This window comes from Bradyrhizobium sp. SZCCHNRI1009, assembly GCF_032487575.1.
Taxonomy (GTDB): Bacteria; Pseudomonadota; Alphaproteobacteria; order Rhizobiales; family Xanthobacteraceae; genus Bradyrhizobium.
In genome coordinates this window covers 67,281-91,797 of the sequence record NZ_JAUEUL010000018.1, presented here as the reverse complement: position 1 = coordinate 91,797, position 24,517 = coordinate 67,281, and the positions used below count along the sequence as shown (strand labels likewise).

The window sequence follows — 24,517 nt, the reverse complement described above, 5'->3', positions numbered from 1 at the left end:
AATGCTGTGCCCGGGCGCGACAACGCCGCGCGGATTCGCTGATTGGCGAACTACTTAAGGCATAATCTTCCCGTGCGGCAGCGGGTCGGGTGCATGGGTGCATTCCGACAGCACGGGCACGGTCGCATCATCGTGACTTGCTGCGCCTGCGAGGTGATCGCGCTATTTCGGCCGACGCTTCAGCTTGGCCCGCTTCGGCAGCAGCACCGGCCACTGCACGATGTGGTCCTCGAGCTGGTCGTCCGGAACGTCATCCTCGGTGCCCTCGACCCGGCCGCGCACCGAGACGCCGGCTTCATGGACCGTCTGAGGATCGCCCGAGATCAAAGGATGCCACCAGTAGAGATCGCGCCCCTCCGCCACGAGGCGATAGCCGCAGCTCGGCGGCAGCCAGGTCAGGGTGCGGACGTTCTCAGGTGTCAGGCGAACGCAATCCGACACCTGTTCAGAACGATTCGGGTAGTCCTTGCAGGCACATAGCCCGGCATCCAAGAGTTTGCAGGAAATGTGGGTGAAGTAGATGTCGCCGGTATCCTCGTCTTCCAGCTTCTCCAGGCAGCAGCGCCCGCAGCCATCGCAGAGGCTTTCCCATTCCGCCTCGGACATCTCTTCCAAGATCTTGGTTTTCCAGAACATTCCCTCCTGGCCCGAGGGACGTTTGAGCGGTGCGGTCATCGGGCGATTCTCAGAGAGGGCGTGGGACTTGGCCGCCATCTAGGTGCCCGACCCCGAGCCGCGCAAGGGGCTTTGCCGGCCACAGCGGCACGTTAGCTTTGTGCATCAAATTGTGAGCGGAACCATTGGTTTGTGACCCCCGCTCGGCTAGATAGATGATTGAGTCACTCCGGCGGCGGCGCCGGCACGCGGCTTGGGGTCAGGTGCTCGGGTTCGGGCGGCTGACTGTGCAGTGCCATGGGTTTGCCGCAACAATCGCGCAAGACCCTTCGATGGCCCCCAGCCCACTTGCTGAGTGCTTTCGAAGCCAGCTGACACGCTTTCGAAACGACCAGGGTTCCCGTGCGGCAGATCATTCCAGACGATTGGAAGAAGCGGATCAACAATTTCCGCCTGGATCTCGACGCCCGCTTCGATTCGGCGCTGTTCTCCTCCCTGCGCGGCACCCGTGAGCTCTACGAGCGCTATTCCGCGTTCATGGACCGCTTCTATGTCGGCGGCTGGAAGCGCTGGGTGTTCGTCGAGCCATTGTCGGAGGCCGCCACGATCGGCCTCGGCGGTCTGGTGTTGATGCTGGCGCTGGCGATTCCCGCCTTCCGGGAAACCGCCGACGAGGACTGGCTGAAGAAGTCCGACCTCGCCGTCACCTTCCTCGACCGCTATGGCAACCCGATCGGCAGCCGCGGCATCAAGCACAACGACTCGATCCCGCTGGAAGATTTTCCGGACAACCTGATCAAGGCGACGCTCGCCACCGAGGACCGCCGCTTCTACGATCATTTCGGCATCGACATCGCCGGCACCGCGCGTGCCCTCGTCACCAACGCCCAGGCTGGCGGCGTCCGCCAGGGCGGCTCCTCGATCAGCCAGCAGCTCGCCAAGAACCTGTTCCTGTCCAACGAGCGCACCATCGAGCGCAAGGTCAACGAGGCGTTCCTGGCGATCTGGCTGGAAACCCGGCTGACCAAGAACGAGATCCTCAAGCTCTATCTCGACCGCGCCTATATGGGCGGCGGCACCTTCGGCGTCGACGGCGCGGCACACTTCTATTTCAACAAGTCGGTGCGCGACATCAACCTCGCCGAAGCCGCGATGCTGGCCGGCCTGTTCAAGGCGCCGACCAAGTTCGCCCCCCACATCAACCTGCCCGCCGCCCGCGCCCGCGCCAACGTCGTGCTCGACAACCTCGTCGATGCCGGCTTCATGACCGAGGGCCAGGTGTTCGGCGCCCGCCGCAATCCGGCGTTCGCGGTTGACCGCCGCGACGAGAGTTCGCCGAACTACTTCCTCGACTACGCGTTCGACGAGATGCGCAAGCTGGTCGACACGTTCCCGAAATCCTACACCGAGCGCGTCTTCGTGGTGCGGACCTCGATCGACATGACCGTGCAGCATGCCGCCGACGAGGCGATCGAGAACCAGTTGCGCCAGTTCGGCCGCGACTATCACGCGACCCAGGCGGCGACTGTCGTCTCCGACCTCGACGGCGGCATCCGCGCCATGGTCGGCGGCCGCGACTATGGTGCCAGTCAGTTCAACCGCGCCGTCGACGCCTACCGGCAGCCGGGATCCTCGTTCAAGCCCTATGTCTACACCACGGCGCTGCTGAACGGCTTCAAGCCGACCTCGATCGTGGTCGACGGCCCCGTCTGCATCGGCAACTGGTGCCCGCAGAATTATGGCCATTCCTATTCGGGCTCGGTGACGCTGACGCAGGCGATCACCCGCTCGATCAACGTCGTCCCGGTCAAGCTGTCGATCGCGCTCGGCGGCAAGGAGGGTCCGAAGGCCGGCCGCGCCAAGATCGTCGAGGTCGCGCGGCGCTTCGGCATCAAGGCGCCGCTGCCCGACACGCCGTCGATGCCGATCGGCTCCGACGAGGTCACGGTGCTGGAGCATGCGGTCGCCTATGCGACCTTCCCGAACAAGGGCAAGGCGGTGACGCCGCATTCGGTGCTCGAGGTCCGCACCGGCGCCGGCGACCTGGTCTGGCGCTGGGACCGCGACGGGCCGAAGCCGAAGCAGGCGATTCCGGCCTCGGTCGCCGCCGACATGGCCGGCATGATGAGCCACGTCGTGAGCGAGGGCACCGCGCGCCGCGCCGCGCTCGACGGCATACCGACCGCCGGCAAGACCGGCACCACCAACGCCTATCGCGATGCCTGGTTCGTCGGCTACACCGGCAACTTCACCTGCGCGGTGTGGTACGGCAATGACGACTACTCGCCGACCAACCGCATGACCGGTGGCTCGCTGCCGGCGCAGACGTGGCACGACATCATGCTCGCCGCGCATCAGGGCGTCGAGGTCAAGGAGCTGCCCGGCGTTGGCATGGGCGAGAAGCTGCCGCAGTCGGCGTCCGCCGCGATGGCACAGGCTGGCCAGCCGAAGACCCTGGAGATCAAGCCCGGCCCGCCGCCGATCCTGACCCGCCGCGGCGCCGAGGTGCTGGTTCAGGTCGAGAAGATGCTCGACGATGCCGCGCGCGTCGCCGAAAAGAGCGCGCCAGCGGATCCGCGCAAGCCCGCCAAGCCGGTCTCATCGAGCGCGCTGGCCTTCCCCGAGAACTACGCCGCGGCGACGGCCGACGGCGTCGCCACCCCTGCCCTGCGCAAGAACTGACGTCAGCGATCCCCGTGCGGCTGCTCTTCATCACCTTGGTTACGCTCCTGATCGCCACCGGCGTCGGCATCGGCGCGACCTGGATGACGACGACCCGCGGCACCGAGTTTGGTACGCTGACGATCGGCGCCTGGACGGCGCGTCCGAAAACCGGCACGGCCGATGTCGACCCCTATGCGCGCGCGACCATCACCCGCAATGGCGAATTGCCGATCGGCACCGGCGACGGCGTGGCCTTCACCGCCACAAGAGACGACAAGGGGAAGCCGCTCGACGGGCGCTGCGACATCCTGGTCAGCGGCGTCACGCCACCCGCCCGCTTCTGGACGCTCACGCTGTACGACCGCAAGGGCCACCTCGTCGCCAATACGCTGCAGCGCTACGGCTTCACCAGCCAGGAGCTGGTGCGAGGTGCCGATGGCTCGTTCGAGATCCGCGTCGCCGCGCGCTCGCGCTCCGGCAACTGGCTGCCGACCGGCGGCATCGAGCGCTACGCGCTGATGCTGCGGCTCTACGACACGCCGGTCGGCGTCGCGACCCGCACGCAGCGCGACGCGCCGATGCCCTCGATCACGACAGTAGGCTGCCCATCATGATCCGGCTGCTGTTCACCATCGTGGTCGGAGTGCTGCTCGGCGGCGTGGTCCATCTCGTCAGCGTGCTGGCGCTGCCGCGGATCTCGACCCAGGACGCCTACTCCCGGCTGACGCCGATGACCAAGCTGAACGCCGTGACGCAATTGCCATTGGCCGATCCCGGCAATTCACCGATGCCGTTCATGGATCCGGCGTTCGCGATGGCGATCTGCCGCTACGATCTGTCCGACGGCCCGCTGAAGCTCACGGTCCCGGTGAGCCAGGCCTATACGTCGGTGTCGTTCTACACGCGCAACGAGATCGCCTACTACGCCATCAACGACCGCTCCGCCGGCAAGCGCGTGATCGAGCTCAACCTGATGACCGAGGCGCAGCACGAAGACCTGCCCGAGGACGAGGAGATCACGGCCGCCGACCGGCTGATCATCGATTCGCCGACGACGACCGGTTTGATCGTGCTGAAGGCCCTGGCCGCCGAGCCGGGTCTCATGCCGCAGGCGCAGGCCTCCCTTGCAGCGGCGAGCTGCGGCGTCCAGACCGAGGCACCGGCCAAGGCCGAGAAGCCGCGCGGCAAACGATAAGTCAATCCGACGTCCGGAATGAATTCGACAACGCTCTCTTCATCCTTGGTGGCATAGTCGTCGTCGCGCGCCGCTGCTATGACGTATCAGGACGGCGGCGCTTCGCTCAACATCAGGTCATGCCTCTCGAAATCGAACGGAAGTTTCTCGTCAAGTCCGATGCTTGGCGGGATCAGGCGACGCACAGTGAACGCCTTCGCGACGGCCTCGTCGCACGTCAGGACGGCCTCAAGGTCCGCGTTCGCTGCTATGGCAACCGGACGACGCTGTGCGTGAAGAGCGGCCGCCGCGGTCTGGCCCGGGATGAATTCGAGTACGATATTCCCGCGGACCACGCCGCGGTGCTGTTCGCGCATTGCGCGGGACGCATCCTCGAAAAGACGCGTCACTACGTGCCGGCCGAAGCCGGCGTCTGGGAGATCGACGTCTACCACGACCCGCTCGACGGCGTCGTCATCGCCGAGATCGAGCTGCCGACCGAAACGACCGTCGTGACCCTTCCTGACTGGGTCGGCGACGAGGTCACCGGCGATCCGCGCTACAGCAAGGCCAACATGCTGACGGAGCGCTCGCGGGCGGCGAAAGTCCGGGAACTGCGGCGCGCGCGCCTTGCAGAGCTGTGATGCACGCACGGTCCGTTGCGGCTTGACCCCTGTCAAATCACCCGTCGAGGGCACACCTTAAACAGCGCGGACTTGGCGGTCTGAACGATCGCGCATGGAGTTTGCACGATGAGTTCATCGCAGGTGATGTCACAGGCGCTGCGCGCTAAGATCATGTCGGCCGACGAGGCTGCCGCGCTGGTCGAGCCCGGCAACCACGTCGGCATGAGCGGTTTCACCGGGTCGGGCTATCCGAAAGCGGTGCCGCTCGCGCTGGCGCGCCGGATCGAGGCCGCGCATGCGCGCGGCGAGCCGTTCCGCGTCGGCGTGTGGACCGGGGCGAGCACCGCGCCCGAGCTCGACGGCGCGCTCGCCCGGGCTGATGGCATCGACCTGCGCCTGCCCTATCAGTCCGATCCGGCGACACGACAGCGCATCAACGCCGGCAGCATCGACTATATCGATCTGCATCTCAGCCATGTCGCACAGTTCGTGTGGTTCGGTTTTCTCGGCCATCTCGACGTCGCCGTGATCGAATGCGCCGGCATCCTGCCCGACGGGCGGCTGATCCCCTCGACCTCGATCGGCAACAACAAGACTTGGCTCGATCTGGCTGACCGCGTCATCATCGAGGTCAATTCGTGGATGAATCCGGCGCTGCTCGGCATGCACGACGTCTACTACGGCACCCGCCTGCCACCGCATCGCAAGCCGATCCCGATCGTGGCGCCCGGCGACCGCATCGGCGAGACCACCTATCGCTGCAATCCGGACAAGGTCATCGCGGTCGTCGAGACCCATGCGCCCGACCGCAACACCAGCTTCGCCGCGCCCGACGATAACTCGGGTGCGATTGCCGGCCACATCCTGGAGTTCTTCGAACACGAGGTGAAGCAGGGCCGCCTGCCGCGCAACCTGCTGCCGCTGCAATCCGGCGTCGGCAATGTCGCGAACGCCGTGATGGCCGGGCTCGATGACGGCCCCTTCCCGCATCTGACCGCCTATACCGAGGTGCTGCAGGACGGCATGCTGAACCTGATCCGCTCCGGGCGGATGGATCTCGCCTCCGCGACGGCATTGTCGCTGAGCTCGGAAGCTGCGGTCGAATTCAACCGCGAAATCGAGTTCCTGCGCGACCGCATCGTGCTGCGGCCGCAGGAGATCTCCAACCATCCCGAGGTGATCCGCCGGCTCGGCGTCATCGCCATGAACGGCATGATCGAGGCGGACATTTACGGCAACGTCAATTCGACCCATGTGCGCGGCAGCAGCATCATGAACGGCATCGGCGGCTCCGGCGACTTCGCCCGCAACGCCTATCTGTCGATCTTCATGACGCCCTCGACCGCCAAGAACGGCACGATCTCCTGCATCGTGCCGATGGTCACCCATGTCGACCACACCGAGCACGACGTGCAGGTCCTCGTGACCGAGCGAGGCCTCGCCGATCTGCGCGGCCTGTCGCCGAAACAGCGCGCCCGCACCATCATCGACCAGGCGGCGCATCCGAAATTCCGGCCGGCGCTCGCCGACTATTTCGAACGCGCCTGCCGCGATTCGACCGGCAAGCACACGCCGCATCTGCTCGAGGAGGCCTTCCGCCTGCTCAGGCCGGACTGAGCGAAGCGGCGTGCGACCGCGTGCGGGCTAGCCCCGCGTCGTCAGCGGCCGTTCGATCAGGGGCCGCGCCGCGACCGGCGGATTGGCGGTCTGGGCTGCCAGTTCATGGATCAGGCGATCGGCCTCGGCGGCCATGCCGTCGGGCGCCTGCAGCACCAGGCGCTCCAGCGCCCAGCGATAGGACGAGACGCGCTGCTCCAGGCTGATCTGCACCCACTGTACGATCAGCGAGTTCTCCTGCATGCGCGCGACCGCGTCGGCCTTCTCGCGCGGCGAGAGCTCGGTCATGTATTTCATGCTGGCATCGCGCTTGCGGTCGAGATCGATGACGCGGATGGCCGAGGCGAAGAACGGCTCGAACCGGGTGATGTCGTCGCGCACGTCGTCGATCAGTTGGGTGTAGCGCGAGGCGTGCGAGCGATGCGGCTCGTCGATCAGGGCGCGGCCATAGGCGGTCCGGTCGAACACGACCTTCTGCCGCCAGGGCGAGGCCGACGGCTGATAGTCGCCGAATACGCTCTTCCAGGCGGGGCGCGAATGCGGCGGCTCGATCAGTGGATAAGCGAGATCGCGCAGCTGGCGCTCATTGTCGGTGAGCTGGAACTGCGATGGCATGACACCGACGCTGGCGGTGGCTTCCGCGCCGATCCATTTGTGCATGTCGTCATTGCGCATGTCGGCGCGGGTGCGGCCAAAATCGCCGCCGCTGCAGGCGCCGAGCAGGCCGCCGAGGAGGACGAGCGCGAGGACCGGCAGCGCGCGCCGGACCGGATTGACGATGGCCGGCATTCCCATGTCCCCCGACCTGTCAGCGGCGACGGCGGCGGCGGCTTGGCGCTGTGCCCTCGCGGGGCCCGCGATCGTCGGTCGTGGTCTCGCGCTCGATCCGAACGACGGGAAGAATCAGGATCGTTCCCATGCCCTCCTGCGGCGCGCCGGTCACGGCAGGCCGCGCGCGACGCGCAACGTCCGCCGGGAATTCAATGATGGTCGCCATGTCCACTCTCTTTCGTGCCCGAAGTTCTTACCCCCTGAAAACTCCCCGTCGCCCGAACTTCGCAGGCAAGAGGGCACGCAGAACTGACGATCACGAATGCCGGCGCATGACGCTGCACTTTGGCATTCGGCGCGGCGAAGATCAGGCTGGGCGCGAGACGCGGCCAAGGCGAGATCATCGAACGGATCGATTAAGATCAGGACGTGGTTAAGAGGATATTAATGCGCGGGCCGCCCGACACGGATCGCGTGCACCGGTGGGAGAGAAGGCAAGCCGGCGTTGCGCCTTTGTCTCACCGGGTCATTTCGACCCATCTTCACCGATTGTTTTCCTTAACGCCGCATTAAAACAACTCCGCTCTAATCGGCGCAACGATTGCCGAAGTTGCGTACCCCGACATGACAAGATCATCGCTGTTCCCCGGCTTCGACGGGTTGCTCACGCTCTCGCGCCGCGAGGGCGTCGACATCAAGCCCACTCTGCTGCGCGTGCTGACCGACCTCTATGTCCAGGCGAGCGCGCATTCCGCTGACGAGGAGCGGCAGTTCGTCGAATTGGCTTCCCGTCTGGTCGACGACGTCGATGATGCGACCCGTGCGGCGGTGCGTGCGCGGCTGGCGATCTATCCGGCGACGCCGATCGAGATCCTGAACAAGCTGGGCTTGCGCCCGGCGCAGAGCGAGCCGGCGCCGCCGCTCGCCGGCCCCATTCCCGCATCGCTCCGCTCGTCGTCTCCGATGCCGCCGCGCGACGACGCATCGTCGGGATTGTCGATGCAGCCGAAGGATGCCGCCGAGCTGAGCGAGATGTTCATGCGCGCCGCCTCGCACGAGCGCATCGCCATCCTGCAGAACCTCGCCACCACGCCGCTGAGGCCCGCCGCGCCGACGCCGTTGCACCGCGCGGTGCATGCGATCGAGGCGCTGGAGATGGCCGCCTTCAACGCCGACGTCGAGACGTTCACGATCGAGCTCGGCGAGAGCCTGATCCTGCCCTCACGCATGACCCTCGAGGTGGTCAACGATCCCCATGGCGAGCCGCTGGCCTGTGCCGCAAAGGCGCTCGGCATGCCAGCGCCGGTGTTCGAGCGCGTGCTGCTGTTCCTCAAGCCGGAGATGGGCCAGTCCGTCCAGACCGTGTTTCGGCTGTCACGCTTCTACGAGCGCCTCAGCGAGCGCGCGGCGCTGATCATGCTGGCGGCCTGGCGCGGCTCGGGCATGGCGGCGATCAGGGCCAAACATCGCACGATGCTGTACGACGACGAGCGCCAGTCTGTCCGCGCAGGCGGAGCGCGGCCCGGCACAGCGACGCGGCCGATCGTGCGCACGGGCACCGACGGCTTCAAGCGCTGACGCGCAATCACCGTCGCGGATCGGAGGATGATCAGGGACGCTCGCGCACGAGATCGAGGAAATGACGACCCTGCCTGTCCTCGGTCTCGATGATCCAGGCGTCGGGATCGAAGCGCAGCTCCTTGACGAGACGCTCCTCGACCTGCGCTTCCGCGATCGGCTGCGGCGATACCGGTACGAAGAAGCGGTCGATCGGCCGGCTGTCGTCATAGACGGTCTGCGGCGCGGGGACATAGAGCTGCGCCGTGCCGTCCATCAGCGCGACCTTGACGAACACCGCACCGGCCTCCTCGGCGCCGCGGTGGCGGATCGCGCTGAACGCGCCGGCCGACTGGCAGCGCCGCAGATAGGCGCTCACCCAGATGCTGGTCTTCAATCGCATGATGGTTCGATGCAGGAGCAAGCGCGCTGCACGTCGCAGCCGCCCCTGCTCTATTCGATCGGGTGACCGATGACAATCGCAAGCTCGCGCACCAGGCGGTCCGACACCTGGCCGGTCACCGGCAGCTTGCGCTCACGCTCGAACTTCTGGATCGCGGCCTGGGTGTCGGAGCCGACCATCCCGGTCGGCTTCAACTGGCCATAGCCATATTCGGTCAGCGCACGCTGGACCGCAGCCACACGGCGAACATTGCCGCCCTGCTGCGTCGGCTGCGGACGCGGCACGTTGCCCTGCCCGCCGCTGACCGAGCGGACGAGATCGGCCAGGGGATCGGCATATTTCTGATCCGGACGCGCCTCGGTCGCGCGCTGCTCGACCGCCCTCTGCTCCGCCGCCCTGGTTTCAGCGGGCCGCGTCTCGATCACCTTCGGATCGAGCGGCGAGATGTCCATCGGCCGGGGCCGCGGCAGCGGATTGGAGCTCGTCAGATTGGGCGGAATGGTGACGATCGATCCGAACATCGGCGCCGGATGCGGTCCCGATTGCAGGAACACGGCATTGACGATGATGGCGCTGCCAGCCGCACAGGCCAGCAGGCCCGCAAACAGATCCTTCGGGCTGTAGAGCATGGCCCGCAGCAGCCAGCCGCGCTCCTCCGCCACGTCGACGACGGCCGCAGCCGCAGCGGCGCGCTTGCGACGGCGCGGCGGCGCCGGATCATCCTCTGCAGCTCGTCTAGGCACTCTTCTTCACCTGCATGACCTGCCCTGGCTGGGCGGAGCGCGAGGGTGACAGCGGCGTGACGGTGGCGCCGGCGGCCGCCTCGGCCACGAAGTTGATCGGCAGCGCGATCGTGACCGTGGTCCCCTCGTCGATCTTGCTTTCTATCGACATTTCGCCGCCGTGCAAGTTCACGAGGCTCTTGACGATCGACAGCCCGAGCCCGGTTCCCTCGTGGCGCCGCTGGTAGGTCTTGCCGGCCTGAAAGAACGGATCGCCGATGCGCTTGAGATCATCGGCGGCGATGCCGACGCCGGTGTCGGTGATTCGCAGCAGCAGGCGCGCGCCGTCGACGCCGGCCGAGACCGTGACACGGCCGCCGCGCTCGGTGAACTTGATGGCATTGGAGACGAGGTTGAGCACGATCTGCTTGAAGGCGCGCGGATCACCGGTGACCATGGGCAGGTCCTGCGGCACGTCGGCCGACAGATCGACACCGTTCTCGCGCGCCCGCAGCGCCAGCAGGTTGCAGCAATTGATCAGCGCAGCGCGCGGCGCAAACGGCTCCGGCGTCAGCTCGAAATTGCCGGACTCCATCTTCGACATGTCGAGGATGCCGTTCACGACCGACAGCAGATGCTGGCCGGAATCGTTGATCAGTTGCGCGTATTCGCGTCGCCGCGCCGCATTCAGCACCAGCACCTGCTCCTGCATCAGCATCTCGGAGAAGCCGATGATGGCGTTCAAGGGCGTGCGCAGCTCGTGGCTCATGGTGGCGAGGAATCGCGTCTTCGCGGCGTCGGCGCGCTCGGCGGCGCTGCGCGCCAATTCGAGCGCCTGCTCCTGCAGCTTGCGGTCGGTGACGTCGCGCATGACCGCGACCACCTCCTGCTCCGACCCGCCCGGCATCACGCCGATGCGGTCGAGCGGGCGGCAACGCATCTCGACCCAGATGAAATCGACCGGATGATGAAAGCCGCGGCCCTCGCCCGGCGCATCGCGGCGCAGGCGGAACTCGACGCTCGAGGCTTCGCTGCCGCCCGCCGCTTCCGACAGCGCCGTGAGGTAGGCCGGCCGGTCGGCGACATGGACCCGTTCGAACAGGCCGTGGCCGTGCAACTGCGCGACCGGCGCGCCGAGCAGCGTCTCGGCCGCCGGCGAGATGAACATGACCGCGCCGTTGCGACGGTGACGGGAGATCACGTCGCTCATATTACGTGCGAGCAGGCGATAACGCTCCTCCTCCATCGACAGCAGCGTCACGCTGGTGCGCGCGAGCGTGTCGGCGGCAAAGGCGAGCACGGCCGCATAGAGCGTGGCCGAGGCGACGCCGAACGCGAGCAGCCCGGTGCGCAGGGCGGGGTTGATCTCGGGCTTCGGCAGCCACCCGAAATGACCGATGAGGATGAGCAGCAGCGCGCAGCACAGTGCGAGCCCCGCGGAGAACACGACGACGCGGCGCGAGGCCGAGAACGAGGCTTCCAGGGGTACGACGATCAGCCACACCGCGGCAAAGGATTCGATGCCCCCGGTCTCGATCGACACCGCCATGATCAGCGCCGACAGCGCCATCGACGACAGCGCGCAGGCGCTCTCGTAGCGGCCGGTGCGTGACAGATACCAGGACAGCAGAATGGGCGCGATCAGCCAGGACAGCGCGCCGACCTCGAGCGCGCTCGGCGCACCGCGTAGCGCGAGATAGGCGGGAAACACGGCGAAGGCGGCGAGGCTGCCCAGCAGGCGCGGCGCGATGAAGGCGCGATGACGCGCGCGCGTCATCGCATCAGTTCGAGCCGATGGATGCAATAACGCATCGAGACAATCGCGGATGATACTCAACACACTCACGGCTCTCGCGCCTCGGCCTAATCGGTGGTTCTCACAAAGAGAACGCGCCGGGACGCCCCCTGTCGTCGGAAGTCACCGTGTCAGACTCGCATTAAGCGAACGCTAAGGTCCAGACTGCGGTGAGCCCGCCATTCGGCCGGGATGGTGAATGCATCGTTTCCGGCCGGGCCTGCGGTTGCGAAAGCGGCGCGATCTACAGCCGGTTGCACGGCGCGGGCGCCCGGCGCCAATGAAAAATTGACTCCGAAATAAATCCAGCGCCCGGCTTCGCGAAATCTCAACCAATTAAGCCCAATGCAAGCAGTCGCGACATAGAACAATCAGCTGCGATCCCGTTGCGCGATTTGAGCACGCGAGATCAGCAGCACGGTCGGGGTTGCGTGATGTTCTTTCTGCTTCGGATGGCATTCTGGCTCGGACTCGTGCTGGTGCTGCTGCCGCGCGAGAAGAGCCCGGACGCCGACAAGCTGCCGCAGATCAATGCGCACGAAGCCGTGCAGGCCGCGACCGCGGCCGTCTCCGACATGAGCCAGTTCTGCAAGCGCCAGCCGCAGGCCTGCGAGGTCGGCGGCCAGGCCGCGACCGTGATCGGCCACCGCGCCCAGGAAGGCGCGCGCAAGATCTACCAGATCATCACCGACAAGGCCGAAGGCGCGGAGAAGCCCGCCGGCGCCGACAAGTTCATCGGCCCGGTGAAGCCGGCCAGTCTCGACAAGCGCGGCAACGATCACACCGGCTCGATCGACGCCCCCGTGCTCGAGGAGATTCCGCCGGGCGACGCGCCGGCCGATACGCTCTCGACCGACGATCTCGCCGTCGAATGGCATCTGCCGCCGACGCCCTGAACCGGCGGAACCGACTGTCGCTTTCGTCGTCCCGAACGCCTATATGAAAGCCGACATCGGGACCGAAGAGCATCATGACGATCGACGACATCCGCGACAATTTCGCCCTGCTCGACGACTGGGACGACCGCTACCGCTACGTGATCGAGCTCGGCCGCACCCTGGCCCCGATGCCGGAGGACGAGCACTCCGCCGCGAACAAGGTGCAGGGCTGCGCCAGCCAGGTCTGGCTGTCCAAGCACGTCGATCACAGCAGCGCCGTGCCGGTCCTGAACTATCTCGGCGACAGCGACGCCCATATCGTTCGCGGCCTGATCGCAATTCTGCTGACGCTGTATTCGGGGCGGACGCCGCAGGAGATCATGACCGTCGATGCGCCCGCGGTGTTCGACGAGCTCGGGTTCCGCGAGCATCTGACGCCGCAGCGCTCCAACGGCCTGCGCTCGATGGTCGAGCGCATCCGCGCCGACGCCCGCGAGGCGCTCGCCGCGGCGTCCTGATCGGCTCGGCTACTTTTCCCGCTCGGGCCGCTGCTGGCCCAGGCCCATCTTCTTGGCAAGCTGCGAGCGGGTGACCGCGTAGTTCGGCGCCACCATCGGATAGTCCGGCGGCAGGTTCCATTTGTCGCGGTATTGTTCCGGCGTCATGTTGTACTGCGTGCGCAGATGCCGCCGCAGCGACTTGAAGCGCTTGCCGTCCTCGAGGCAGACCAGATAGTCCGGATGGATCGATTTCTTCACTGGGACCGCGGGCCGCGCCGGCTCCGGCGCGGGCTCGCTTCGTCCCGCTGCGACCCGCGTCAGCGCCGCATGCACCTGGCTGATCAGAGAGGGAATCTCCGCCGCCGGGGTCGGGTTGTTGCTGAGATAGGCCGACACGATGTCGGCCGTCAGATCGATAAAGCTCTTGCCGACCGCTTCGGTCATTGACCCCTCATCCCGCTCCGCCCTGTGACCGTCGATCGCAAGTATCCCTCGATCGCAAGTATCACTCGCGCCGAGTGGCAGCGTTGTCTCGCGATTCTGCAAGCAATATGGGCAAATGACTGGCAAAATGACAAGATAGTGAGGACTTCTTCTTGAGAAGTCTGTCACCCGCCAAGTAAGTGTGTACCGTATGCCAGCCGGGTTCAACCTGACCGTGTGATCCCGCTGCCTCAGGTCCGGCCTTCGAGATGGGCGCGCAGCTCGTCGATCGACGCAAAGCGCATCATCCCTTCGGGCATCTGCGCCTCGATCGAGCCGTCGGAATAGAGCGAATAGGCCATCCCATCCACCACGCCCGACTTGACGATGCTGACGGCCGGCGCGTCCAGATCCTTCGGCTCAGGCGGCGGCGGGGTTGGCTCGGGATCGACGAAGGCCGGGGCGGCCCGCGCCAGGCGCCGCGGGAACGGCGGGCGCAGAGGCTCCGGCGTCCGCTCCGGTCGCGACCAGCCGTCCGACGCGCCCGGCTCGGTCGCGGCAGGTTCGTCCAGCGGCACGGGCGGCGGGGCGCTGAGGGGCGGTGACCGGAAATCCGTCGGCAGCGGCTCGGCGCCGCGCTTCTCCGCGCGTTCCCGCTCCCGGCGCGACGACGCAAACAGCAGATTGCGCTTGGGCCGCTCGGCGGGTTCGGACGGCGACTCGGCGGGATCCCGCAAGGACTCGGAGGCGCGCAGCGAGCTTGACAAGGGAGACGAGGACAGCGGTGAGGACGACGACAGCCCCGAGGACAAGGGGGCCGACAGGTCCGGCATGCGGGGACGCGGACGCGGCGAACCGCCTTCGCGCCAGACATCTTCTGTCGGCGGCACCGGGGCGGTCTCGAAGTCGGTCGTCCCGGCGGCAGGTGGGAGCTGCAGGGGCCTGGCATCGGACTCGGCGCCCGAACGCGACCTCAGCCGGCTCGAAATCACCTTCAGCTCGTTGAGGACGGCCGCAAGTCCGAACAGGATCAGCCCGCTGCACACGCCAAGGGTCCCCGACAGGATCAGCGTATTACCGACGCTGAACTCCTTGACCGGAATTCCCCAGGCGATCGCCCCGAGCCCGGCCAAGATGGCGAGGGCCCCGGCGGCCAACATTGCACTCATCATCGAACTCATCCCCTAATGCGCCGGTTCCGGGCGGTGTCCCGACCGAAATCACATTAGATAGCTGCGGTTGCGCGCGTCCTTGAATCCGGTTTCTAGTCCAAATCCGCGACGATTTGCAGCGGAAGTTCGTCCAAGACCGCCGAAGTTCGTATCCGACCTGCGCCGCCCGCCACGATCCCGCCACAATACGGTTCAGCCAACCCTCGGAATTCCTGGAGGTTCCTCTCGGGTTCTCCCGGTCCTTCTGGTTCAGCGGGCGTTCATTTGGCTGTGCCAATATGGCGCTCAGCAGCCGAAATTCGGGTCCCCGCTGCGCTGCGACAAGGCGTGCCTCCCATATTTTCGACACCTCCGAACACGGGACGCGCTATACGCAGGCGGGGAACACAAGCCTGAAACGCGGAAGCGGGGTCGCCAGGGGACGCCGGGTCACACTCAGCCATGACAACGATAACCACTTCGGTCCTCGAGACGCCGACGCGGCGGTCCCTCGAGCGGACGTATGACGATCTCGCCGTGTTCGTGCTCGCCGCAGTCGCGGTGGTGGCCGGACTGACGTTCCGGGATTACGGCCTCGGCTGGGACGATTACACCCATGCCGAATATGCCGATCTGTTGCTGCGCATGTACGGCTCCGGTTTCAGGGACCAGGCGGCGCTGTCGTTCGCCAACCTCTATATGTACGGTGGCGGCTTCGACATGGTTGCAGCCCTGCTGCACAAGATCATGCCGCTGGAATTGTTCGAGACGCGCCGGCTGGTCGGGGCCATCGTCGGGCTGATCGGCCTCGGCGTGACCTGGCGCCTGGCGCGCCGCATCGGCGGCCCCGTGGCCGGCCTCGCCGCGCTGCTGCTGCTGGCGCTCTGCCCGATCTTCTACGGCCACATGTTCATGAACCCGAAGGACGCGCCCTTCGCGGTCGCCATGGTGGTGCTGCTGATGGGCCTCGTGCGCCTTGCCGAGGAGTATCCCTACCCCTCGCCACGCACCATCCTGATCATCGGCCTCGGCGCCGGCTTCTCGATCGGCTCGCGGATCCTCGGCGGCATGGCCGTGGTCTACGCCATGGTCGGCTTCATGCCGCTGTTCATGGAGGAGTACCGCACGCAAGGGCCCCGCGAGGCGATCCGCCGCTTCGCCCACGTGCTCTACGTGCTGATCCCCGGCCTGATCCTGGGCTACCTGATCATGGGGTTGATCTGGCCGTGGTCGATCATCGAACCGGCCAACCCGTTCCGGGCCCTGACCTACTTCTCGCATTTCTTCGAGAAGCCGTGGAAGGAGATGTTCGACGGGGCGCTGGTCTCGGTGCCCGACATGCCCTGGTCGTATCTGCCGACGCTGTTCGCGCTGCAACTGCCCGAACTGATGATCGCGCTGTTCGTCGCCGGCGTCGTCGCCTCGATCATGTCGCTGTCGCGGCCCGACATGCCGGCGCGCCAGAAGAGCATCCTGTTGATGCTGACCCTAGCGGCGACGCTGCCGATCCTGATCGCGATCGTCAAACGCCCGGCGCTCTACAACGGCATCCGCCATTTCGTGTTCGTGATCCCGCCGATGGCGCTGCTCGGCGGCATCGCCTTCTCCTGGCTTCTGTCGTGGCTCAACGCCGACGAGCGAAGGAGCTGGCAGCCGGTGGCGATCGCCGCGTTCTGCTTCGGCCTGCTGCTGCCGCTGGCGGAGATGATCCGGCTGCATCCCTATCAGTACACCCACTTCAACTTCATCGCCGGCACCGTGCGCGAGGCCGACACCCGCTTCATGCTCGACTATTGGGGGCTGGCGCTGAAGCAGGCCTCCGACGGGCTGAAGGAACAGCTCGACGAGCGCCAGGAGGTGCCGCCGATCGGGCACAAATGGAAGGTCGCGGTCTGCGGCCCGCAGCGCCCCGCCCAGGTCGCGCTCGGCCCCGATTTCACCATCGGCTGGGACAGCCATGCGGCCGACTTCGCCATGACGCTCGGCGAGTTCTACTGCAAGGGACTGACGGCCCCGGTCATGGTCGAGATCAAGCGCGATGACGTCGTGTTTGCCCGGGTCTACGACATCCGCGGCCGCAGCATCTCCAGCCTGCTGTCGATCCCGGCGCCCTGAGCGGCCTGCTCAGCCGAACGGCATGACTGCTCCCCGGCCCCGCGTCTTGTCGCGCGGCGGCGTGCCGCCTAGGCTCCGATCAACTCTTGGAAATCGGAGAATGCCATGTCGCCAGCCGAAGCGCGCCTCAAGGAAGTGCCGTCGAACATGACCGAGGCCGAATGGTCACAGCGGGTCAATCTCGCCGCCGCCTACCGGCTGGTGGCGCTGTTCGGCTGGGACGACCTGGTGGACACTCACATCTCCGCCCGCGTGCCCGGCCCCGAGCATCACTTCCTGATCAACCCCTACGGCCTGCTGTTCGAAGAGATCACCGCCTCCAGCCTGATCAAGGTCGACCTCTACGGCAATCAGTTGTCCGAGAGCGAGTACAGCATCAATCCCGCCGGGTTCACCATCCATTCCGCGATCCACGAGGTGCGCGAGGATGCCGGCTGCGTCATCCATCTGCACACGCTGGACGGCGTCGCCGTGTCGAGCTGCGCCGACGGCCTGCTGCCGCTGAACCAGATCGCGCAATACGTGACCCACGACCTCGCCTATCACGACTATGAAGGCGTGGCGCTGGACCATGACGAGCGGCCGCGGCTGCAGCACGACCTCGGCAGCAAGAACCACATGCTGCTGCGCAATCACGGCACGCTGACGGTCGGCCGCTCCGTCGCCTCCGCCTTCGAGCGCATGTATCATCTGGAGCGCGCCTGCTCGATCCAGGTGCGCACCCGCACGCTCGGTCCCTCGGCCTATCCGGTGCGCGACGAGGTCATCGACAAGAACGCGAAGCTGTTCGACAATGAGGATCGCGTCGAGCTGCGCTCCAATCAGTTGGTGTGGCCGCCGCTGCTGCGCCGGCTCGATCGCGTCAACCCGGGCTACCGGAATTGATTTTTCGCCGATGATCGGCTAGCCTGGGTTCATCACCCTCTACGCTTTTCGGAGTCAAACGCCGCCCAATTCCGGGCGGCGTTTTCATTCGTCCGGCGATGTCCCTCGTCAGCAGCACCCGGCCCGAGCCGAGCCATGCCGCTCGGCCGGGCCGTGCACTTGTTGCAGCTCCTCGGCCAGCCTGCGCTCGACGAAGCGCCGCTCGTGCTCGGCAAGGCGGGTGGCAAGCAGCTTGCGATAGCGCCGCACATTGGCCTCGCGCGAGAACCGCAGGCGGGCGGCGGGCCGCATCCTGCCGCTAGCGGTGCTGTCCATCGCAGCGCCATCGGCCTCGACATCGACGCGCGGAACGATGCGCATGGCCGCCCCGCCGCGCGGGCGCGGCGGCTGATCCTCGCGGTCGAGCTGACGCAGCGCGCCGAGCACATCGGCCAGATGCAGCGGCCTGGAGATGCCCGGAATCTTGCGCAGGCCCGGCTGCGACTCGACGGCATACATGTCTGACGCCCAGGACGACAGGATCAGCCGCTTCTCGGCCAGTGACAGCTTGCGATCGTTCAGCAGGTCGGCCGGCGACTCGTAGTGCGAGACCGGATGGAATCCGGCTCTGCCCGCGGTGATCGAAAAACGGTGCTCGCTCATGGCGTCTCTCCTCTTCCACTCCTTTCACAAGAGACAGATGCTGCAAGGGCGCGGGCGACACGCCGCCCGCGCCGCAACTCGAACAAGGCGTCAGGCCGCCTTCTGCTGCGCGATCTTCTCGACCGGCACTGTACCGATGGCGATGCGGCGCGGCTTCATCGCCTCGGGGATCTCGCGCACGAGCTCGATCCGCAGCAGGCCGTTGTCGAACGCCGCGTTGGTCACCTGCACGTAGTCGGCGAGATTGAACTGCCGCTTGAACGGCCGCGACGAGATGCCTTGATAGAGATATTCGCGGGTCTCCTTGTCGCCCTTGCGTCCTTCCACCGTGAGCACGTTGTGCTCGGCGGTGATCGACAGCTCGTCCGGCGCGAACCCCGCCAGCGCCAGCGAAATCTGGTAGCGGTCGTCGCCGAGCCGCTCGATGTTGTACGGGGGATAGTTGTCCTCGACCGCGCGCTGGGTCTCGTCGAGCAGATCGAACAGACGGTCGAAACCGATGGTCGAACGCCACAGCGGAGAGAAGTCGTAGGTCCTCATAGCCAAGTCCTCCTGAGAGCAAGATGGATACGAAGGAGCGCCGAACCGATGCGGACTTCAAAGTCCCGGAGATGTCTGAGTACCAAGAGACTTGGTACAAGAGACTACTGAGTACCAGACAACCGGTCAGCGCCCAGATTTCGACCGGGCCCTGATGGCACCCGGCGCCGCCGAAGCGGCAGCAGACGAATTAGAACAACCGATATCCATTTCAAGAGGGGAAGATCGAATTTTTTGTCGCAGCCTTTTCGCGGCGCAACACCCGTCAGGCGGCCACGGCAGACAGCCGCTGCAGCCGCATCGTCGCCTCCCGGAGCACGCTGACCAGCCGGTCGCGCTCGCGCTGATCGATGTCGCCACGCGACAACACGGCCTGGCAGTGCGCCACCACGCGCTGTTCGCTCTCGATCAGAAACCGCGTCAAGCGACGGGGATCGCCCATGCTCATGACGGAGGTCGGGTTGGGCGGCGGATGATCGTATTGCCAGGCTGGCATGATCGGGCCTGCGAGCTCGCGCTGCTGATGAGACCGGGCGGCGCGACAGCGCTCAACCACACCTCCCGTCGACCGTCGGTCCGTCCTCAGCCGGCTCACCGAACGCAATTGTGGCGGGCTGTGGACGGATTGCAGTCGTTGGCCTGATTGATAGCTGCGCGTTGTGGCCGATCCACGACCTCACAGGGCAGCGATCAGTTGTTTGTCGATATTTTCTTCAGGCAGCCGGGGCTGGCTGCGGCCAGCCCCGGCTGCATCGGATCAGAAGTCCATCGACGGCGTGGCCGCGACGGGGTCCGCCTTCTTCGGCTTGTCAGCCACCAGCGCCTCGGTGGTGATCAGCAGCGAGGCGACCGAGGCTGCATCCTGCAGCGCCGTACGGACCACCTTGGCGGGGTCGATCACGCCGGCCTGCACCAGATCCTGGTACTCGCCGGTCGCGGCGTTGAAGCCCCAGCCATAGGCATCCTTCTCCAGAAGCTTGCCGACCACCAGCGAGCCGTCCTCGCCGGCGTTCTGCACGATCTGCCGCACCGGCACCTGGATGGCGCGCCGGACGATGTCGACGCCGGCCTTCTGGTCGGCATTGGCAGTCTTGACGCCGTCGAGTACCTTGGTGGCGCGCAACAGCGCGACGCCGCCGCCGGGCAGGATGCCCTCCTCCACCGCGGCGCGGGTGGCGTGCAGCGCATCGTCGACGCGGTCCTTGCGCTCCTTGACCTCGACCTCGGTGGCGCCGCCGACCCGGATCACTGCGACGCCGCCGGCGAGCTTCGCCAGCCGCTCCTGCAGCTTCTCGCGGTCGTAGTCGGAGGTGGTCTCCTCGATCTGCAGCTTGATCTGCTGTGCCCGCGCCTCGATGTCCTTCCTGGCGCCGGCGCCGTCGACGATCGTGGTGTTCTCCTTGTCGATCACGACCTTCTTGGCGCGGCCGAGCATCGACAAGGTCACGTTCTCCAGCTTGATGCCGAGATCCTCCGAGATCGTCGTGCCGCCGGTGAGGATCGCGATATCCTCCAGCATGGCCTTGCGGCGATCGCCGAAGCCCGGCGCCTTGACGGCGGCGATCTTCAGGCCGCCGCGCAGCTTGTTGACGACCAAGGTCGCCAGCGCCTCGCCTTCGACATCCTCGGCGACGATCAGCAGCGGCTTGCCGGACTGCACCACGGCTTCGAGCAGCGGCAGCATGGCCTGCAGGCCCGACAGCTTCTTCTCGTGGATCAGGATGTAGGGATCCTCGAGCTCGACCCGCATCTTCTCGGAGTTGGTGACGAAATACGGCGAGACGTAGCCGCGGTCGAACTGCATGCCCTCGACCACCTCCAGCTCGGTGTCGAGGCTCTTCGCCTCCTCGACCGTGATCACGCCCTCGTTGCCGACCTTCTGCATGGCCTCGGCGAGGAAGCGGCCGATCTCGTTGTCGCCATTGGCCGAGATGGTGCCGACCTGGGCGATCTCGTCATTGCTGGTGATCTTCTTGGCGTGTGACTTGAGGTCCGCGACAACGGCGTCGACGGCCAGGTCGATGCCGCGCTTGAGGTCCATCGGGTTCATGCCCGCCGCGACAGACTTCGTCCCTTCCCTGACGATGGCCTGCGCGAGCACGGTTGCGGTGGTGGTGCCGTCGCCGGCGAGGTCGGCGGTCTTCGAGGCCACCTCGCGCACCATCTGCGCGCCCATGTTCTCGAACTTGTCCTCCAGCTCGATCTCCTTGGCGACCGTGACGCCGTCCTTGGTGATGCGCGGCGCGCCGAACGATTTCTCGATCACGACATTGCGGCCCTTGGGGCCGAGCGTGACCTTCACGGCATTGGCGAGGATGTCGACGCCGCGCAGCATGCGGTCGCGCGCGTCGGTGGAAAACTTCACGTCCTTGGCAGCCATGTTCGTCGTCTCCTTTCCTTCGATGACTGTCAGTTGGGGATCAGGCGGCCTTCTTCGCCGCGGCGGGCGCGTCGATGATGCCGAGCAGGTCGCTCTCCTTCATGATCAGGAGATCCTTGCCGTCGATCTTGACCTCGGTGCCCGACCACTTCGCGAACAACACGCGGTCTCCCGGCTTGACGCCGAGGGCGACCTGCTGCCCCTGCTCGTTCCGCGCCCCCGGACCCGCGGCAACGATCTCGCCCTCCTGCGGCTTCTCCTTCGCGGTGTCGGGAATGATGATGCCGCCCTTGGTCTTCTCCTCGGCATCGATGCGGCGCACGAGCACGCGGTCGTGCAATGGACGGAAATGCATGCACATCCTCCTTTACAGATCAGCGATGTCATAAGCCTCGGGTCCCATCAGGCCCCCGGGCGAGCAACGACCTAGGAAAGCCGAACTTTTCGTTCAAGAGGGTCACGCAAATTTTTTGGCACTCTCGGGGAACGATTGCCAGCCCGGCTCTTGAACCGGGCCGGCCGCCTTCCCAGCTCTGTCGTCGCCAAAAAATCCTGATCGCGCTTGTTGGGGATCACGATGCAGCTTCCGCCTTCTCTCCGGGCCGTCCTGGCGCCTGCCATCCTGCTTTGCCTGATGACCGGGCCTGCCTTGGCCCAAACTCCCGATCTCAAGCTCGGCCGGGTGCCGACGCTCGCGCCGCTGGTCAAGGAGGTGACGCCGGCCGTCGTCAACATCTCGGTCGAGGGCAAGGTCCGCCAGGACAACCCGCTCTACCAGGACCCGCTGTTCCGCGAGTTCTTCGACGTGCCGAAGCAGGTCGAGAAGCAGATCAGCGCGACCGGCTCCGGCGTCATCGTCGATGCGCAGCGCGGCTACGTGATGACGGCCAACCACGTCGTCGAACACGTCACGACAGCGCAGATCCGCACCAAGGACGGCCGCAAATTCGCCGCCCGCCTGGTCGGGCGCGATCCCGCCACCGACATCGCGCTGCTGCAGATCAGGGACCCGATCGAGCTCAGGGCCATCGCACTCGGCGACAGCGACGCGCTCGAGGTCGGCGACTTCGTGATCGCGGTCGGCAACCCGTTCGGCCTCGGCCAGACGGTCACCTCGGGCCTCGTCAGCGCGCTCGGACGCACGGGCCTGGGCAAGCAGGGCTACGAGGATTTCATCCAGACCGACGCGGCGATCAATCCCGGCAATTCCGGCGGCGCGCTGATCAATCTGCGCGGCGAGCTGGTCGGTATCAACACCGCGATCATCTCGCCCGGCGGAGGCAATGTCGGCATCGGCTTCGCGGTGCCGATCAACATGGCGCGACGGGTGATGGAGCAGCTCGTCGCGAACGGCCGCGTCGATCGCGGCCGCATCGGCGTGACCCTGCTCGACCTCGACGCGCCGGCCGATGGCCGCATTCAAGGCGCGCGCGTCGCCGACGTCACCGTGGGCTCGCCGGCCGAACGCGCGGGGCTGCGCAAGGGCGACATCATCGTGAAGGCGAACGACATGCCGGTGCGCAGCGCCACGCAGGTGCGCAACCTAATCGGCCTCACGCCGGTCGGACAGCGCGTCCGTCTCGTGTTCGAGCGCGACCGCGCGCTCGGCAATGCGACAGTGGAGGTCGCGCCGGTCGCCGAAGAACGCGCGCGTGCGCGGACCTCGGGCTGAGAATTCAACTTCAGTTCGCTGTTAGCTGCGCATACCACGTGGAGTAAATTTTTACCGTGCATCAAGCATGCAGCGAGACGCCGATACCTCCATAAACGCGTGTTAAGTGCCCTCGCGGTTAGTGCAACCCCGCGGAGGTATTGAAATGCGGGGTGATGGTTTGTCGTTCAGTTTGCCACGCTGGCGCGTGACGCGCTGGCTGGCCGACCCGGGATATCCGGTGTCATCAGATATCCGCGGCGCATTGACCGGCGAGCTCTACGGCTGCTGGTCGGTGTTCGCCGGCGGCGCCATCAACACCGTCGCCGTTGCTGCTGCGCTTGCGCTGCGCACGCCGAGCCCGCTGTTCATCACCTGGTTCGTGCTCGAGGTCGCGGTCTGCCTGTCGCGTCTGGTCGTGATGATGATCGCCTACCGCCGCGCGCGCGAGCGGCTGGCGACGCCGACCGACATCCACATCCTGTTGTCGGTCGCCTGGAGCGCCAGCGTCGGCTTCGGCGTCGGCATCAGCCTCGCGTCCGGCGACTGGGTGGCCGCGTCACTGACCTGCATCTCATCGGCCGCCATGGTCGGCGGCATCTGCTTTCGCAATTTCAGCGCGCCGCGCCTCGTCGGCACGATGATCCTGTTCAGCATCGGCCCCGTGATCCCCGGCGTCGCGACGTCGCATGAGCCGCTGTTGTTCGCGATGTATCTGCAGATGCCGGTCTACTTCCTCGCCATGACCGGCGCGGCGTTCCGGCTCAACAGGATGCTGGTGGCGGTGATGCAGGCCAAACGCGAGAGCGACGAGCGGGCGCGGCTCGATCCGCTCACGGGTCTGTCCAATCGCGCCGGCCTGATCGATGCGCTGCAGAGCAGGCTCAACGCCGGCGGCGATCGCAGCTTTGCCGTCCTGTATCTCGACCTCGATGGCTTCAAGCCGGTCAACGACACCTTCGGTCATGCCGCAGGCGATGAGCTGCTGAAGATCGTCGGCCGGACGCTGCGGCAGACCGCCGCTCCCGACGACGTCATCGCCCGGATCGGCGGCGACGAATTCGTCGTGCTCGCCGGTGATCCGGCGATCGACCACGCGCTGGCGCTCGGCGAGCGCATCATCGAGGTGATGACCGCGCCGATGGCCATGCCGGGCGGCGCGCATGTCCAGATCGGCATCAGCATCGGCATTGCCGTCGCGCCCGAGCACGGCACCGATCCGGAAGCCCTGCTGTTCGCGGCGGACGCCGCATTGTATGAAGCGAAGTCGAGCGGCAAGTCCTGCTGGCGGCTGGCCTCCGCCGAGGCCAATCTCGCAGCGCTGCGCAAGATCGCCGGCAGCGACCCGACCGCGAGCTCGGTCGCCAGCGCTGCGTGAGCTCAGCCTCAGGACAAGGACCAGCGCCAT

Annotated in this window: 25 protein-coding genes; 12 read left to right on the top strand and 13 right to left on the bottom strand. The window is 66.3% G+C overall.

Features of this window, described 5'->3' with window-relative positions; all coding sequences use genetic code 11:
* Window positions 1–162: 162 nt before the first annotated feature.
* Complete coding sequence (locus QX010_RS25320) at window positions 163–675, bottom strand: YcgN family cysteine cluster protein (RefSeq protein WP_315739849.1); 513 nt, start codon at window positions 673–675, stop codon at window positions 163–165.
* A gap of 342 nt (window positions 676–1,017) precedes the next feature.
* Between QX010_RS25320 and QX010_RS25315 the strand changes: the two genes are divergently transcribed.
* From QX010_RS25315 to QX010_RS25295, 5 genes are all read left to right on the top strand, one after another.
* Complete coding sequence (locus QX010_RS25315; RefSeq protein ID WP_316182588.1) at window positions 1,018–3,297, top strand: PBP1A family penicillin-binding protein; 2,280 nt, start codon at window positions 1,018–1,020, stop codon at window positions 3,295–3,297.
* Window positions 3,298–3,311: 14 nt separating this feature from the next.
* A complete protein-coding gene (locus QX010_RS25310; RefSeq protein WP_316182587.1) occupies window positions 3,312–3,893 on the top strand; it encodes a DUF1214 domain-containing protein in 582 nt (193 codons plus the stop codon).
* Window positions 3,890–4,474 (top strand): DUF1254 domain-containing protein, encoded by a 585-nt coding sequence (locus QX010_RS25305; protein ID WP_315804202.1) that lies wholly within the window; start codon window positions 3,890–3,892, stop codon window positions 4,472–4,474. The genes QX010_RS25310 and QX010_RS25305 overlap by 4 nt, the downstream gene beginning before the upstream one ends.
* 119 nt (window positions 4,475–4,593) lie before the next feature.
* The gene (locus QX010_RS25300; protein ID WP_316182585.1) at window positions 4,594–5,097 is read left to right on the top strand and encodes a CYTH domain-containing protein; all 504 of its coding nucleotides are present in this window, start codon (window positions 4,594–4,596) and stop codon (window positions 5,095–5,097) included.
* Between the two features lie 108 nt (window positions 5,098–5,205).
* On the top strand, window positions 5,206–6,696 hold the full coding sequence (locus QX010_RS25295) for an acetyl-CoA hydrolase/transferase family protein (RefSeq protein ID WP_316182583.1): 1,491 nt from the start codon (window positions 5,206–5,208) through the stop codon (window positions 6,694–6,696).
* Between the two features lie 27 nt (window positions 6,697–6,723).
* Here QX010_RS25295 and QX010_RS25290 read toward each other — a convergent pair whose 3' ends face one another.
* Window positions 6,724–7,485 carry a hypothetical protein gene (locus QX010_RS25290; RefSeq protein ID WP_316182581.1) on the bottom strand — a complete coding sequence of 254 codons (762 nt, stop codon included), beginning with the start codon at window positions 7,483–7,485 and terminating at the stop codon, window positions 6,724–6,726.
* A gap of 19 nt (window positions 7,486–7,504) precedes the next feature.
* Entirely contained in the window at window positions 7,505–7,693 is a 189-nt protein-coding gene (locus QX010_RS25285; RefSeq protein WP_315739858.1) for a hypothetical protein, read from the bottom strand.
* A 398-nt stretch (window positions 7,694–8,091) separates the two neighbouring features.
* Here QX010_RS25285 and QX010_RS25280 point away from each other — a divergent pair, with 398 nt between their 5' ends.
* A complete protein-coding gene (locus QX010_RS25280) occupies window positions 8,092–9,045 on the top strand; it encodes a DUF2336 domain-containing protein (RefSeq protein WP_315804207.1) in 954 nt (317 codons plus the stop codon).
* Window positions 9,046–9,076: 31 nt separating this feature from the next.
* On the opposite strand, the gene QX010_RS25275 is transcribed toward QX010_RS25280, so the two are convergent.
* From QX010_RS25275 to QX010_RS25265, 3 genes are read right to left on the bottom strand one after another with little or no spacing between them, the layout of a single operon-like run.
* Window positions 9,077–9,427, bottom strand: a complete 351-nt coding sequence (locus QX010_RS25275) for a DUF1491 family protein (RefSeq protein ID WP_315804208.1) — start codon at window positions 9,425–9,427, stop codon at window positions 9,077–9,079.
* A gap of 50 nt (window positions 9,428–9,477) precedes the next feature.
* Complete coding sequence (locus QX010_RS25270) at window positions 9,478–10,170, bottom strand: peptidoglycan-binding domain-containing protein (protein ID WP_316182579.1); 693 nt, start codon at window positions 10,168–10,170, stop codon at window positions 9,478–9,480.
* Complete coding sequence (locus QX010_RS25265) at window positions 10,163–11,926, bottom strand: PAS domain-containing sensor histidine kinase (protein WP_315804210.1); 1,764 nt, start codon at window positions 11,924–11,926, stop codon at window positions 10,163–10,165. The genes QX010_RS25270 and QX010_RS25265 overlap by 8 nt, the downstream gene beginning before the upstream one ends.
* A 452-nt stretch (window positions 11,927–12,378) precedes the next feature.
* On the opposite strand from QX010_RS25265, the gene QX010_RS25260 reads away from it, so the two are divergent.
* Window positions 12,379–12,840 (top strand): DUF5330 domain-containing protein, encoded by a 462-nt coding sequence (locus QX010_RS25260; RefSeq protein WP_315804211.1) that lies wholly within the window; start codon window positions 12,379–12,381, stop codon window positions 12,838–12,840.
* A 74-nt stretch (window positions 12,841–12,914) separates the two neighbouring features.
* Window positions 12,915–13,340, top strand: a complete 426-nt coding sequence (locus QX010_RS25255) for a SufE family protein (protein WP_316182577.1) — start codon at window positions 12,915–12,917, stop codon at window positions 13,338–13,340.
* Between the two features lie 9 nt (window positions 13,341–13,349).
* Here the strand turns inward: QX010_RS25255 and QX010_RS25250 are convergent, their stop codons facing one another.
* Together QX010_RS25250 and QX010_RS25245 are read right to left on the bottom strand one after the other, a co-directional pair.
* Complete coding sequence (locus QX010_RS25250; RefSeq protein WP_315716114.1) at window positions 13,350–13,766, bottom strand: MucR family transcriptional regulator; 417 nt, start codon at window positions 13,764–13,766, stop codon at window positions 13,350–13,352.
* Window positions 13,767–13,996: 230 nt separating this feature from the next.
* A complete protein-coding gene (locus tag QX010_RS25245) occupies window positions 13,997–14,917 on the bottom strand; it encodes a hypothetical protein (protein WP_316182618.1) in 921 nt (306 codons plus the stop codon).
* Between the two features lie 441 nt (window positions 14,918–15,358).
* On the opposite strand from QX010_RS25245, the gene QX010_RS25240 reads away from it, so the two are divergent.
* Both QX010_RS25240 and QX010_RS25235 read left to right on the top strand, forming a co-directional pair.
* Window positions 15,359–17,011, top strand: a complete 1,653-nt coding sequence (locus tag QX010_RS25240) for a glycosyltransferase family 39 protein (RefSeq protein WP_316182575.1) — start codon at window positions 15,359–15,361, stop codon at window positions 17,009–17,011.
* 105 nt (window positions 17,012–17,116) lie between these two features.
* Window positions 17,117–17,896: a class II aldolase/adducin family protein gene (locus QX010_RS25235; RefSeq protein ID WP_315804214.1), complete on the top strand. Its 780-nt coding sequence runs from the start codon at window positions 17,117–17,119 to the stop codon at window positions 17,894–17,896.
* A gap of 108 nt (window positions 17,897–18,004) precedes the next feature.
* Here QX010_RS25235 and QX010_RS25230 read toward each other — a convergent pair whose 3' ends face one another.
* The 5 genes from QX010_RS25230 to groES form a co-directional block, all read right to left on the bottom strand.
* Window positions 18,005–18,538: a hypothetical protein gene (locus QX010_RS25230; RefSeq protein ID WP_316182574.1), complete on the bottom strand. Its 534-nt coding sequence runs from the start codon at window positions 18,536–18,538 to the stop codon at window positions 18,005–18,007.
* Between the two features lie 90 nt (window positions 18,539–18,628).
* Complete coding sequence (locus tag QX010_RS25225; protein WP_315804216.1) at window positions 18,629–19,078, bottom strand: Hsp20 family protein; 450 nt, start codon at window positions 19,076–19,078, stop codon at window positions 18,629–18,631.
* 265 nt (window positions 19,079–19,343) lie between these two features.
* Window positions 19,344–19,574, bottom strand: coding sequence for a hypothetical protein (locus tag QX010_RS25220; RefSeq protein ID WP_315716108.1), 231 nt, complete (start codon window positions 19,572–19,574; stop codon window positions 19,344–19,346).
* A 261-nt stretch (window positions 19,575–19,835) separates the two neighbouring features.
* The gene (gene groL / locus QX010_RS25215) at window positions 19,836–21,458 is read right to left on the bottom strand and encodes a chaperonin GroEL (RefSeq protein ID WP_316182573.1); all 1,623 of its coding nucleotides are present in this window, start codon (window positions 21,456–21,458) and stop codon (window positions 19,836–19,838) included.
* A gap of 40 nt (window positions 21,459–21,498) precedes the next feature.
* A complete protein-coding gene (groES, locus tag QX010_RS25210; protein WP_316182572.1) occupies window positions 21,499–21,813 on the bottom strand; it encodes a co-chaperone GroES in 315 nt (104 codons plus the stop codon).
* A gap of 222 nt (window positions 21,814–22,035) precedes the next feature.
* Here groES and QX010_RS25205 point away from each other — a divergent pair, with 222 nt between their 5' ends.
* Together QX010_RS25205 and QX010_RS25200 are read left to right on the top strand one after the other, a co-directional pair.
* Window positions 22,036–23,130: a trypsin-like peptidase domain-containing protein gene (locus tag QX010_RS25205; RefSeq protein ID WP_316182570.1), complete on the top strand. Its 1,095-nt coding sequence runs from the start codon at window positions 22,036–22,038 to the stop codon at window positions 23,128–23,130.
* Window positions 23,131–23,275: 145 nt separating this feature from the next.
* Window positions 23,276–24,487 carry a GGDEF domain-containing protein gene (locus QX010_RS25200; protein WP_316182569.1) on the top strand — a complete coding sequence of 404 codons (1,212 nt, stop codon included), beginning with the start codon at window positions 23,276–23,278 and terminating at the stop codon, window positions 24,485–24,487.
* Window positions 24,488–24,517 lie beyond the last annotated feature (30 nt).

Coding starts and splice junctions, on each gene's coding strand:
- QX010_RS25225 (WP_315804216.1), bottom strand. CDS start 19,078: ATGAGGACCTACGACTTCTCTCCGCTGTGGCGTTCGACCATCGGTTTC.
- QX010_RS25285 (WP_315739858.1), bottom strand. CDS start 7,693: ATGGCGACCATCATTGAATTCCCGGCGGACGTTGCGCGTCGCGCGCGG.
- QX010_RS25240 (WP_316182575.1), top strand. CDS start 15,359: ATGACAACGATAACCACTTCGGTCCTCGAGACGCCGACGCGGCGGTCC.
- QX010_RS25200 (WP_316182569.1), top strand. CDS start 23,276: ATGCGGGGTGATGGTTTGTCGTTCAGTTTGCCACGCTGGCGCGTGACG.
- QX010_RS25305 (WP_315804202.1), top strand. CDS start 3,890: ATGATCCGGCTGCTGTTCACCATCGTGGTCGGAGTGCTGCTCGGCGGC.
- QX010_RS25265 (WP_315804210.1), bottom strand. CDS start 11,926: ATGACGCGCGCGCGTCATCGCGCCTTCATCGCGCCGCGCCTGCTGGGC.
- QX010_RS25220 (WP_315716108.1), bottom strand. CDS start 19,574: ATGCCAGCCTGGCAATACGATCATCCGCCGCCCAACCCGACCTCCGTC.
- groL (WP_316182573.1), bottom strand. CDS start 21,458: ATGGCTGCCAAGGACGTGAAGTTTTCCACCGACGCGCGCGACCGCATG.
- groES (WP_316182572.1), bottom strand. CDS start 21,813: ATGCATTTCCGTCCATTGCACGACCGCGTGCTCGTGCGCCGCATCGAT.
- QX010_RS25275 (WP_315804208.1), bottom strand. CDS start 9,427: ATGCGATTGAAGACCAGCATCTGGGTGAGCGCCTATCTGCGGCGCTGC.
- QX010_RS25235 (WP_315804214.1), top strand. CDS start 17,117: ATGTCGCCAGCCGAAGCGCGCCTCAAGGAAGTGCCGTCGAACATGACC.
- QX010_RS25300 (WP_316182585.1), top strand. CDS start 4,594: ATGCCTCTCGAAATCGAACGGAAGTTTCTCGTCAAGTCCGATGCTTGG.
- QX010_RS25320 (WP_315739849.1), bottom strand. CDS start 675: ATGACCGCACCGCTCAAACGTCCCTCGGGCCAGGAGGGAATGTTCTGG.
- QX010_RS25230 (WP_316182574.1), bottom strand. CDS start 18,538: ATGAGCGAGCACCGTTTTTCGATCACCGCGGGCAGAGCCGGATTCCAT.
- QX010_RS25295 (WP_316182583.1), top strand. CDS start 5,206: ATGAGTTCATCGCAGGTGATGTCACAGGCGCTGCGCGCTAAGATCATG.
- QX010_RS25280 (WP_315804207.1), top strand. CDS start 8,092: ATGACAAGATCATCGCTGTTCCCCGGCTTCGACGGGTTGCTCACGCTC.
- QX010_RS25205 (WP_316182570.1), top strand. CDS start 22,036: ATGCAGCTTCCGCCTTCTCTCCGGGCCGTCCTGGCGCCTGCCATCCTG.
- QX010_RS25250 (WP_315716114.1), bottom strand. CDS start 13,766: ATGACCGAAGCGGTCGGCAAGAGCTTTATCGATCTGACGGCCGACATC.
- QX010_RS25245 (WP_316182618.1), bottom strand. CDS start 14,917: ATGATGAGTGCAATGTTGGCCGCCGGGGCCCTCGCCATCTTGGCCGGG.
- QX010_RS25290 (WP_316182581.1), bottom strand. CDS start 7,485: ATGCCGGCCATCGTCAATCCGGTCCGGCGCGCGCTGCCGGTCCTCGCG.
- QX010_RS25255 (WP_316182577.1), top strand. CDS start 12,915: ATGACGATCGACGACATCCGCGACAATTTCGCCCTGCTCGACGACTGG.
- QX010_RS25260 (WP_315804211.1), top strand. CDS start 12,379: ATGTTCTTTCTGCTTCGGATGGCATTCTGGCTCGGACTCGTGCTGGTG.